Genomic DNA, 9,687 nt, shown 5'->3' with positions numbered 1-9,687 from the left:
CCTCGGTCCAGTCGCCCTTGGTGAAGCCGTTGATCAGCAACACGATCGGCACCATCACCAGCATGAAGCGGATCAGCAGCCAACTGACGCTGTTCACCCCACGGTCGAAGGCGGTCTGCGCCCGCGAACCGACGATGGAACGGGCCAGCGAACCGAAATAGGTGCGCGCACCGGTGGCGACCACCACCGCGGTGGCCGTGCCGCTGACCACGTTGGTGCCCATGAAGCAGATGTTCGGCAGTTCGAGCAGGTCCTGCTGGTCGGCGGCGATCCGCTTGGCGGACTTCTCGCGGACCGCGCGGTGGTCGCCTTCGTCGAACAGAACCCGCGCATCACGCCGTCGGATGCCTGGCGCAAGGTCGACGAACTGCCCTTCGATTTCGTCCGTCGGCGTCTCTCGGTGATCCTCGAGGGCAAGGACGGCGAACACCTGCTGGTGTGCAAGGGCGCGGTCGAGGAAATGCTCGAGATCGCCACCCGCGTGCACCAGGACGGCGTCGACCTGCCGCTCGACGAGGAACGCCGCCGGGCCCTGCTGGCGCTGGCCGAGCAATACAACCGCGACGGCTTCCGCGTGCTCCTGCTCGGCACCCGCAGCCTCTCGCGCACGGAGTCCCAGGCCCAGTACGGCGCCAGCGACGAGCGCGATCTGGTGATCGCCGGCCTGCTGACCTTCCTCGATCCGCCGAAGGAAACCGCCGGCCCGGCCATCGCCGCGTTGCGCGAGAACGGCGTGGCGGTGAAGGTGCTCACCGGTGACAACCCGGTGGTCAGCGCGAAGATCTGCCGCGAGGTCGGCCTGGACGTCGGCGAGCCGCTGCTCGGTCGCGACATCGACCTGATGGACGATGCCACCCTGCAACGCCTGGCCGAGGAGCGCACGGTGTTCGCCAAGCTGACGCCGCTGCAGAAGTCGCGGGTGCTCAAGGCCCTGCAGGGCAACGGACACACCGTCGGCTTCCTCGGCGACGGCATCAACGACGCCCCCGCGCTGCGAGATGCCGATGTCGGCATCTCGGTGGACAGCGGCACCGACATCGCCAAGGAATCGGCCGACATCATCCTCCTGGAAAAAAGCCTGATGGTCCTGGAGGAGGGCGTTATCAAGGGCCGCGAGACCTTCGGCAACATCATGAAGTACCTGAACATGACTGCCAGCTCCAACTTCGGCAACGTGTTCTCGGTACTGGTGGCCAGCGCCTTCATCCCCTTCCTGCCGATGCTGGCGATCCACCTGCTGCTGCAGAACCTGATGTACGACATCTCCCAGCTGTCGCTGCCGTGGGACAAGATGGACAAGGAGTTCCTCGCCAAGCCGCGCAAGTGGGACTCGAAGAACATCGGCCGCTTCATGGTCTGGATCGGCCCGACCTCGTCGATCTTCGACATCACCACCTACGCGCTGATGTGGTTCGTGTTCGCCGCCAACAGCCCGGAAATGCAGTCGCTGTTCCAGTCCGGCTGGTTCATCGAGGGCCTGCTCTCGCAGACCCTGGTGGTGCACATGCTGCGTACCCAGAAGATTCCCTTCATCCAGAGCACCGCGGCGCTGCCGGTGATGCTGATGACCGGGCTGGTGATGGCGCTGGGCATCTACGTGCCGTTCTCGCCGCTGGGGGCGATGGTCGGCCTGCAGCCGCTGCCGTGGGAGTACTTCCCCTGGCTGGTGGGCACGCTGCTCTGCTACTGCGTCACCGCGCAGACCATGAAGACCCTCTACATCCGCCGCTTCGGCCAGTGGTTCTGAGCGATCGGCCGGGCTTCGTCCCGGCCTTTCCCGGCGCGTCGGCAAGCCTCGCCGCGCCGCGCAACGCACACCGGCCCCACGCATGGAGAGACGCATCATGACCCTGCACGACCGGCGCCCGCGGGCGCCCCTTTTCCAACCGCTGCCGGCCGCGCTGCGACGCGCCCTGTCCTGGCGCCTGGGCTTCGTCGCCGCCGCGCTCGCCTGCGTCCTGCTGCTGGCGCTGCTGTCCGAGGCTCGCGCCGCGGGCGGCGCCTACCGGGTCGACGACGGCGAGATCGACCCCGTCGGCGAATGCAACCTGGACGCCTGGCACCAGCGCGAACGCCACCACGGCAACCGCTACCAGTCGGTGCTGTCGCCCGCCTGCACCTTCTCCGCCCTACCATCGGTGCAGCTCGGCGCGGCGCTGGTGCGCGAGGGCGACGCGGGCGATCGGCACAGCCGCCTCAGCCCCGAGCTGAAGACACCGCTGCTGGCCCGCGACGACCTCGGCCTGGCGTTGGCCCTGGCGCTCTCGGCGGATCTCTACCTGGACCGCCGGCACGCCTTCGAAGGCGCCGGCTTCAACCTGCCGCTGAGCTACCAGCCGTTCGAGGCCCTGCGCCTGAACGCCGGGGTCGGCCTGGGGCATGCCTACGCCGAGGGCGAGCGCCGGCATCGCTGGAACTGGGGCATGGGCATGGAATACCGCGTCGGCCAGCCGTTGACCCTGATCGCCGAACGCTTCGGCGAGTCGGCCGGCGACAGCGGCTGGCAGGCCGGACCGCGGCTGCACCTGGGCGAACGGCTGGACCTCGACCTGCTGGTCGGCGGCCACCTGCGCGGCGAGCGCGAGCGATGGCTGGTCTCGGGAGCGACCTTGCGTTTCTGAGCCCAAGGGCGTGCCGCGCTGCGGCACGCTCCTCCACCGAGGAAACAGCCATGAACGTCGTACGCAAATGCCTGGGCGCGTCTCGCCGCGCGCTCTGTGGCCTGGCAGCACGGCTGCTGGCGAAGGCCGCGCACCTGCTGATGGTGATCAGCGTGCGCGCATACGCCAGCGGCCGCCTGAGCCAGGTCGAAGTGAAATACCTGCTGGACTGCTCGAGCGCGCTCAACCGTGCCTCGCTCAGGCTGGCCATGGGTCAATGAGCCCGTTCCCTTCACGATCCATTCCGAACCGGGAGTTCCGCCATGCTGGGAACCATCCTCCTGATCAACCTGGCCGGTGCCGTGGCCCTTCTGTTGTGGGGCACGCACATGGTCTCCAGCGGCGTGCTGCGCGGTTTCGGCACTGCGCTGCGCAACTGGCTCGGCCGCCACCTGGGCAACCGCTGGCTGGCCCTGCTCGCCGGGCTCGGCATCACCGGCCTGCTGCAGAGCAGCACCGCCACCAGTCTGATGGCAGCGTCCTTCACCGCCAGTGGCACCCTGGGCCTGGCGCCGGCGCTGGCAGTGATGCTCGGCGCCAACGTCGGCACCACTCTGGTGGTGCAACTGCTCAGCTTCGACACCTCGTTGCTGGCGCCGCTGGCCCTGCTGTCCGGCCTGCTGCTGTTCCGCCTGGGCGACGGTCCGCGCCTGGAGAGCCTTGGCCAGTGCCTGATCGGACTCGGCCTGATGCTTCTGGCGCTGGCGTTGCTCGGCCATTCCCTGCAGCAGATCGAGGCCTCGCCAGCCTTTGTCGCGGTGATCCACGGCCTCGAAGGCGATCCGCTGATCGCCCTGCTGCTCGCCGCGCTGCTGACCTGGGCCTGCCATTCCAGTGTCGCGGTGGTACTGCTGGTGGCGTCCCTGGCCCAGGCCGGACTGGTCTCGCTGCCCATCGCCCTGGCCCTGGTGCTCGGTGCCAACCTCGGCGGCGCCTTGCCGGCGCTGGGGGTGGCCGGTAGCCGGGTGGCGCGGCGCCTGCCGTTGGGCAACCTGCTGGTGCGCCTGCTCGGTTGCCTGCTGGTGCTGCCCTGGCTGACGGCGCTGGCGCAGCCGGCCAACGCACTCGGTGGTGCGGCGGCGGTCTGGTTCCACAGTGCTTTCAACCTGGCCCTGGCACTGCTGGCGATCGGCTTCACCGGACCGCTTGCGGCGTTGCTCGCGCGCCTGTTGCCGGAAGAGGCACAGTCCGACGAGCCGGGCATGCCGCGCTACCTCGACGAAGCCGGGCTGGAGGTGGCCAACATCGGCCTGGCCAACGCTACTCGCGAAGTCCTGCGGCTGGCCGACATGGCCAGTCTGATGCTGCGCGCCACCAGCGGCCTGTTGCAGCGACCGGAGGCGAAGGTGGCGGCAGAAATCCGTCGCCAGGACCAGGCCCTCGACCAGTTGAGTGCGGCGATCCGCGCCTACCTGGCAGACCTCGGCCAGGACGGCCTCGGCGACAGCGACGCCGATCGTGCCCAGGAAATCCTCCTGTTCGCCATCAACATCGAGCACATCGGCGATCTCGTCGCCAACAGCCTGCTGCCCCTGGCGATGCGTTGGGCCGGGCGCAGTCGCGCCGGCAGCGAGTTCGAGCTGGGCCGCATGCTGCCGTTGCAGGCGGCGATCGAGGAGAGCCTGCACCTGGCGATCAGCGCGTTCCTTCGCGAAGACCTGGACGCCGCGCTGCGCCTGGTGGCGCGCAAGAAGTTGTTGCAGCGACTGGAGGCCGATGCCAGTCGCGAGCGCTTCCGTCGCCTGCGCGACGATCGCGGTGCCTGGGTGGAGTCCGGCGACGTGTTCCAGCGCATTCTCCGCGACTACCGACGCATCCACCATCATGTCACCGCCCTGGCCTATCCGCTGCTCGAACGCAGCGGCATCGATCCGATGGCGAAGCGGCCGGACGAGCCAGGGCAAGGGGAGGGATCGGCATGCGCCTCCTGATCTGCGCCGGACGCCATTTCAAGGACGCCGAACGCCTGCGCCTGGCGCTCGACCAGTGCCACGGCCTGCAACCGGTGGCGCTGCTCGGCCACCTGCTGCATGCCGGCAGCAGCCTGCCGGACGAGGCCGAGCGCTGGTGCCGCGAGCGTGGCGCGGATTCGCGCGCCTACGATTATCCGGAGCGCAGTGGCAGCGACAACGCCCTGCGCGAGTATGGCGAGGCCGTCCTCGGCGATGCCGCGCCGGACCTGGTGCTGGTGTTTCCCGGCGGGCGCCTGGCCAGCGAACTGATACAGGTCGCGCACGCTGCCGACGTCCCGCTGATGCTCGCCTATCGCCCGCTGTCGGCGCCCTGAGCGGCGAACCAGCCATCGCGGCGGGTCAGGCGCCAGCCGTAGGCGGCCAGGACCAGCCCGCGCAGCAGCATGAAGGCGAGGAACGCCAGCCATAGCCCGTGGTTGCCCAGCCCCTGCAACAGCCAGCCGAGGGGCAGGCTGGCGGCCACCGCGACGAGCATCGCGTTACGCATCTCGCGGGCGCGGGTGGCGCCGATGAACAGGCCGTCGAGCAGATAGCTCCACATCCCCAGCAGCGGCAGGCAGGCCAGGTACGGCAGATAGGCGTAGGCGACTTCGCGGACGCCGGCGATGTCGCTCTGCAGGTCGATGAACAGGTGGCCGAACAGGGCGAACAGCGCGGCGAACGCCAGGCTTGCCAGCAGCGACCAACCACCGGCCACCACCAGCGCGCGGCGCAGGGCAGTTCGGTCGCGGGCGCCGATGGCGTGGCCGCAGAGCGCCTCCACCGCGTGGGCGAGACCGTCGAGGGCGTAGGACGTCAGGAGCAGGCCGTTGAGCAGCAGGGCGTTGGCGGCTACCGTGGCGTCGCCGAGGCGGGTGCCCTGTACGGTGAGCAGGAAGAACACCAGTTGCAGGGCCAGGCTGCGGATGAAGATATCCCGGTTGACCATCAGCAGCGGCAGCCAGGACAGCCAGTGGCGCAGGCGTTGCCACTGCGCCCGCCCGGGGCGCCGGGCCAGGTCGCGGCGGGTCAGGGCCAGGCCGAGCAGGGCGCCGCTCCATTCCGCCAGCACCGAGGCGCGGGCCGCGCCTTGCACGCCCCAGTCGAGGCCGTGGACGAACCAGAGCACCAGGGCGATGTTGCTCAGGTTGGTGGTCAACAGGATCGCCAATGGCGCCCGTGCGTTCTGCGTGCCGAGGAACCAGCCGACCAGTGCGTAGCTGGCCAGGGCCGCCGGCAGGCCGAGCAGGCGGGTATGGAAGAAGGCGCGGGCCTCGCCGGTCAGTTCCGCCGACGGTTGCATCAGTTGCAGGGCCCAGCCGCTCAGGGGCAGGGCCAGCGCGCCGAGCAGCAGGGCCAGGAGCAGCGCCATGCCCAGGCCCTGGGCGAGGATCAGGCGCAGCGCGCCGCCATCGTCGCGGCCGGCGGCCTGGGCGGCGAAGCCGGTGGTGCCCATGCGCAGGAAGCCGAGCACGCCGACCATCAGGGTGTACAGGCTGCCGCCCACGGCTACCGCGCCGAGCTGGTAGGCGTGCGGCAGGTGGCCGACCACCGTGCTGTCCACCAGGTGCACCAGGGGAACGGAAACGTTCGACAGAATCATCGGCCCGGCCAGCGCCCAGACCCTGTGGTGGGTCGGGGCGTGGCGCCAGGCATCGCGCAACAGGCTCATGGGGTCCTCCGGATCGGCCGGGCAGTATAGCGACGGCGGCGAGGCCTGCGGAAAACCCGTTTTTCATATCCGGTAACAGACCTCTGCCTGCCGTGTATTCCTTGTCCGACGCGGCTTCCAGGCCTGCCGCGGGGAACCCTGCGAAAACCTGTCAGGAAGCTTGCGCAGCGCTAACCGCGGGGCTTTGCGCACCTTCCTAGAATGCCGGCGTCGGTTGTTTCCAGAGGAAGCCATGCATGCTCCTGGGGCGTTTCGTCTCGGTCGGCGCCGGTGCCACCGCCGTTCATTACCTGGTGCTGACCCTCCTGGTCGAGGGCTTCGCCGTTGGCGCCGCCGTGGCCGCCGCGACGGGAGCAAGCTGCGGGGCTCTGGCTGCCTACCTGGGGCATCGCCGGAAGACTTTCCGCCACCGTGGCCCGGTGTTCCGTTCGCTGCCGCGCTTCTTCGCCGTCAGCCTGCTTTGCGTACTCGGCAACGCCGTCCTGGTGTTGCTGCTCGGCGACCTCGCCGGACTCGACTATCGCCTGGCCCAGCTCGCCGCGACCGGCGCACTGCTGTTGGCGACCTATCACCTTCATCGACTCTGGACCTTCTCATGATGATCGAACCTTCCCTGGCGTCGAAGCTCGAGGCCCCCTGCCTGCTCAGCGTGGTAGTGCCGGTGTTCAACGAGGAGGCGGTGCTGCCGGCCTTCCACCAGCGCCTCGGCGCCGTGCTCGGCGACCTTGGCGACGATTGCGAGGTGCTCTATGTCGACGACGGCAGCACCGACCGCAGCGCGACGATCCTCGCCCAGCTACAGGCCGCCGACCGCCGGGTGGGCGTGGCCCGCTTCACCCGCAACTTCGGCAAGGAACAGGCGATGAGCGCCGGGCTCAAGCTGTCGCGCGGCGCCGCGGTGATCGTCATCGATGCCGACCTGCAGGATCCCCCGGAACTGATCCCGCAGATGCTCGACGCCTGGATCGGCGGCGCCGAAATGGTCAACATGCGCCGCCGTAGCCGGGCCGGTGAAAGCTGGCTGAAGCGCGCCTCGGCGAGCGCCTTCTACCGGCTGATCAACCGCCTCAGCGAGGTGCCGATCCCGCGCGACGTCGGCGACTTCCGCCTGCTCGACCGGCGGGTGGTCGATGCCCTTTGCGAGCTGCCGGAAGGCAATCGCTTCATGAAGGGACTGTTCGCCTGGGTCGGTTTCCGCCAGGTCGATATCGCCTATAGCCGCGCCGCTCGCGTCGCCGGCCACAGCAAGTGGCGCTACTGGCGGCTGTGGAACTTCGCCCTGGAGGGCATCACCGGGTTTTCCACCGCGCCGCTGAAGGTCGCCGGCTACCTCGGCCTGCTCAGCCTATTGGCGGCCCTGGCGACCCTGCTCGCCGGGATCTTCGGCCAGCAGGAGATCCACGAACACTGGCCGGTGATCGCCGCGCTGTTCCTGATCGGCGGCCTGCAACTGCTGGCCATCGGCGTGTGCAGCGAATACCTCGGGCGGATGACCATGGAAGCGCGGCGCCGCCCGCTCTACCTGATCGACCGCTACCTGCCGGCGCAGGTCGGCGGGGCCAATCCGTGAGGGCGCTGCGCGGCTGGCCGCTGGCCTGGTTCCTGCTCGCCCTGGCCTTCGCCATCCGCCTGCTGAGCCTGGGCAGCTATCCGCTGATGGACACCACCGAGGCCCGCTATGGCGAGGTGGCGCGGAAGATGGCCGAACTGGGCGATTGGATCACGCCCTGGTACGACGTCGGCGTGCCGTTCTGGGGCAAGCCGCCGCTGGCCTTCTGGCTCAGCGCCGGCGGCCAGCTTCTGCTCGGCGCCAACGAGTTCGCCAGCCGCCTGCCGCACTGGTTGCTGGGCGTGCTGGTGCTGTGGCTGGTATGGGACTGGCAGGCTCGCGAAGATCGTCGGCAGGCGCGGATCGCCTGCGTCCTGCTGGGCAGTTCGGCGCTGTTCTTCGTCGCCTCCGGGGCGGTGATGACCGACATGGCCCTGGCCCTGGCCCTGGTCCTGACCATGCGCGGCTTCTGGCTGGGCCTGCATGGCGCGGAGGGAGTCCGGCGTCGCGAGGGCTGGCTGATGTTCCTCGGCCTCGGCCTCGGGCTGCTGGCGAAAGGGCCGCTGACGCTGATTCTCGCCGGACTGCCGATCGGCCTGTGGGCCTTGCTGGAATGGCGCTGGCGCGCGCTCTGGCGGGGCCTGCCATGGATCCGCGGAAGCCTGCTGATGCTCCTGGTGGCGGCGCCCTGGTACCTGCTGGCGGAGTTGAAGACGCCGGGCTTCCTCGAGTACTTCCTGCTCGGCGAGCATTGGCAGCGCTTCGTCACCGCCGGCTGGGACGGCGACCGCTACGGCAATGCACACGCCTATCCCTACGGCAGCGTCTGGCTGTTCCTGCTGGCCGCCGCGTTTCCCTGGAGCCTCTGGCTGCCGCTGCTGCTCTGGCTGGGCTGGCGCCAGCGCGGGGAAGTGGTCGATGGCGTCGCCTCGCGCAGGCGCTACTGGCTGTTCTGGGGACTGGCGCCGTGCCTGTTCTTCACCTTCGCCGGCAACGTCCTCTGGACCTACGTGCTGCCCGGCCTGCCGGCCCTGGCGTTGCTCGCCGCCGACCTGCTGCGCGCGCCGCTGGCGCGCAGCGCCTGGCTGCGGCGTGGCGGGCTGGCCTGCCTGGCGCTGACCCCATTGCTGTTCGCGCTGTTCCTCGGCTCCCTGCTGCTGGGCTCGCGCGCCGAGCAGAAGTCCACCGCCGCGCTGCTGGCCAGCGACGCCGGCTGGCGCGAGCGGCCGCTGGTGTTCTGGCCGAAGCGGCCGTACTCGGCAGTGTTCTACAGCGGCGGGCGGGCACAACGGGCGGAGGACAGCGAACTGGCCGGCTGGTTGCGTCGCGACGCCCTGCTGGCGATCCGCTCGCGTTCGTTCGGCGCCTTGCCCGACGAGGTGCGCCAGCGCTTGCGCTGCCGGCCGCCGGTGGGACAGTACCAGCTATGCCAGGGCGTCGCGCCGCCTGGCTGAGGCTACTTCGGCCGGTAGGCGCAGTGGCCGGGACGCGGGCCGATGCGCGGGTGGTTGCGGCAGGTGTCCGGGCGGCGGGCATAGATGGTGCACAGGCGGGTCTTGCGGTCGAGGTACAGGCAGTCGCCGTTGGCCATGCGGGTGAGGGTGAAGATCTCGCGCTTGTGGTTGAAGTGCTCGATCACGCCATCCTTTTCCAGTCGCTTGGCGATTCGCTTGGCCGGCTCCTCGCGCTCGAACTCGTCGACCAGTCGCATGCGGATCAGGTCGTCGATGCGCACTTCCACCGGCAGCGTGCAGCAGGTCGCGTTGCACTCGCCGCACAGGCCTTCGCGGTATTTCACCCAGGTATCCAGGCGGTCGGGGTCGGCGGCGGCGAGCGGGATCTTCTTCATCGGCG

At 69.5% G+C, this 9,687-nt stretch carries 10 protein-coding genes and 1 pseudogene; 8 read left to right on the top strand and 3 right to left on the bottom strand.

The genetic code is table 11. The features are described from left to right. On the bottom strand, positions 1–223 hold a 223-nt coding region (locus FFS27_RS21970), incomplete at its 3' end, for a P-type ATPase (RefSeq protein ID WP_442962186.1). A 63-nt stretch (positions 224–286) separates the two neighbouring features. Between FFS27_RS21970 and mgtA the strand changes: the two are divergent. The 5 genes and pseudogenes from mgtA to FFS27_RS21945 form a co-directional block, all read left to right on the top strand. Continuing rightward, positions 287–1,747 (top strand): annotated as a pseudogene (mgtA, locus tag FFS27_RS21965) (magnesium-translocating P-type ATPase); the annotation flags it as partial. A gap of 97 nt (positions 1,748–1,844) precedes the next feature. After that, a complete protein-coding gene (locus FFS27_RS21960; protein ID WP_003135296.1) occupies positions 1,845–2,621 on the top strand; it encodes a hypothetical protein in 777 nt (258 codons plus the stop codon). Between the two features lie 50 nt (positions 2,622–2,671). After that, complete coding sequence (locus FFS27_RS21955; RefSeq protein ID WP_003121106.1) at positions 2,672–2,881, top strand: hypothetical protein; 210 nt, start codon at positions 2,672–2,674, stop codon at positions 2,879–2,881. A 42-nt stretch (positions 2,882–2,923) separates the two neighbouring features. Next, on the top strand, positions 2,924–4,591 hold the full coding sequence (locus FFS27_RS21950) for a Na/Pi cotransporter family protein (RefSeq protein ID WP_009314302.1): 1,668 nt from the start codon (positions 2,924–2,926) through the stop codon (positions 4,589–4,591). Continuing rightward, complete coding sequence (locus FFS27_RS21945) at positions 4,579–4,947, top strand: SLOG family protein (protein WP_137952212.1); 369 nt, start codon at positions 4,579–4,581, stop codon at positions 4,945–4,947. The genes FFS27_RS21950 and FFS27_RS21945 overlap by 13 nt, the downstream gene beginning before the upstream one ends. On the opposite strand, the gene FFS27_RS21940 is transcribed toward FFS27_RS21945, so the two are convergent. Further along, positions 4,923–6,284: an MATE family efflux transporter gene (locus FFS27_RS21940; protein WP_003111808.1), complete on the bottom strand. Its 1,362-nt coding sequence runs from the start codon at positions 6,282–6,284 to the stop codon at positions 4,923–4,925. The two genes, FFS27_RS21945 and FFS27_RS21940, sit on opposite strands and share 25 nt — an antisense overlap. A 236-nt stretch (positions 6,285–6,520) precedes the next feature. Between FFS27_RS21940 and FFS27_RS21935 the strand changes: the two genes are divergently transcribed. From FFS27_RS21935 to FFS27_RS21925, 3 genes are read left to right on the top strand one after another with little or no spacing between them, the layout of a single operon-like run. Further along, positions 6,521–6,883, top strand: coding sequence for a GtrA family protein (locus FFS27_RS21935; protein WP_003111807.1), 363 nt, complete (start codon positions 6,521–6,523; stop codon positions 6,881–6,883). Beyond that, positions 6,880–7,854 (top strand): glycosyltransferase family 2 protein, encoded by a 975-nt coding sequence (locus FFS27_RS21930; RefSeq protein WP_003107470.1) that lies wholly within the window; start codon positions 6,880–6,882, stop codon positions 7,852–7,854. Before FFS27_RS21935 ends, FFS27_RS21930 begins: the two co-directional genes overlap by 4 nt. Continuing rightward, positions 7,851–9,287, top strand: a complete 1,437-nt coding sequence (locus tag FFS27_RS21925; RefSeq protein ID WP_023101612.1) for an ArnT family glycosyltransferase — start codon at positions 7,851–7,853, stop codon at positions 9,285–9,287. Before FFS27_RS21930 ends, FFS27_RS21925 begins: the two co-directional genes overlap by 4 nt. Before the next feature lie 2 nt (positions 9,288–9,289). Here the strand turns inward: FFS27_RS21925 and FFS27_RS21920 are convergent. Then, on the bottom strand, positions 9,290–9,687 hold a 398-nt coding region (locus FFS27_RS21920; RefSeq protein ID WP_052150688.1), incomplete at its 5' end, for a YkgJ family cysteine cluster protein.

Origin of the sequence: Pseudomonas sp. 2VD, assembly GCF_005503585.1 — a bacterium.
GTDB classification, from domain to species: domain Bacteria; phylum Pseudomonadota; class Gammaproteobacteria; order Pseudomonadales; family Pseudomonadaceae; genus Pseudomonas; species Pseudomonas aeruginosa.
The sequence above is the reverse complement of the archived record's forward strand: the minus strand, read 5'-3'. Positions and strand labels throughout refer to the sequence as shown.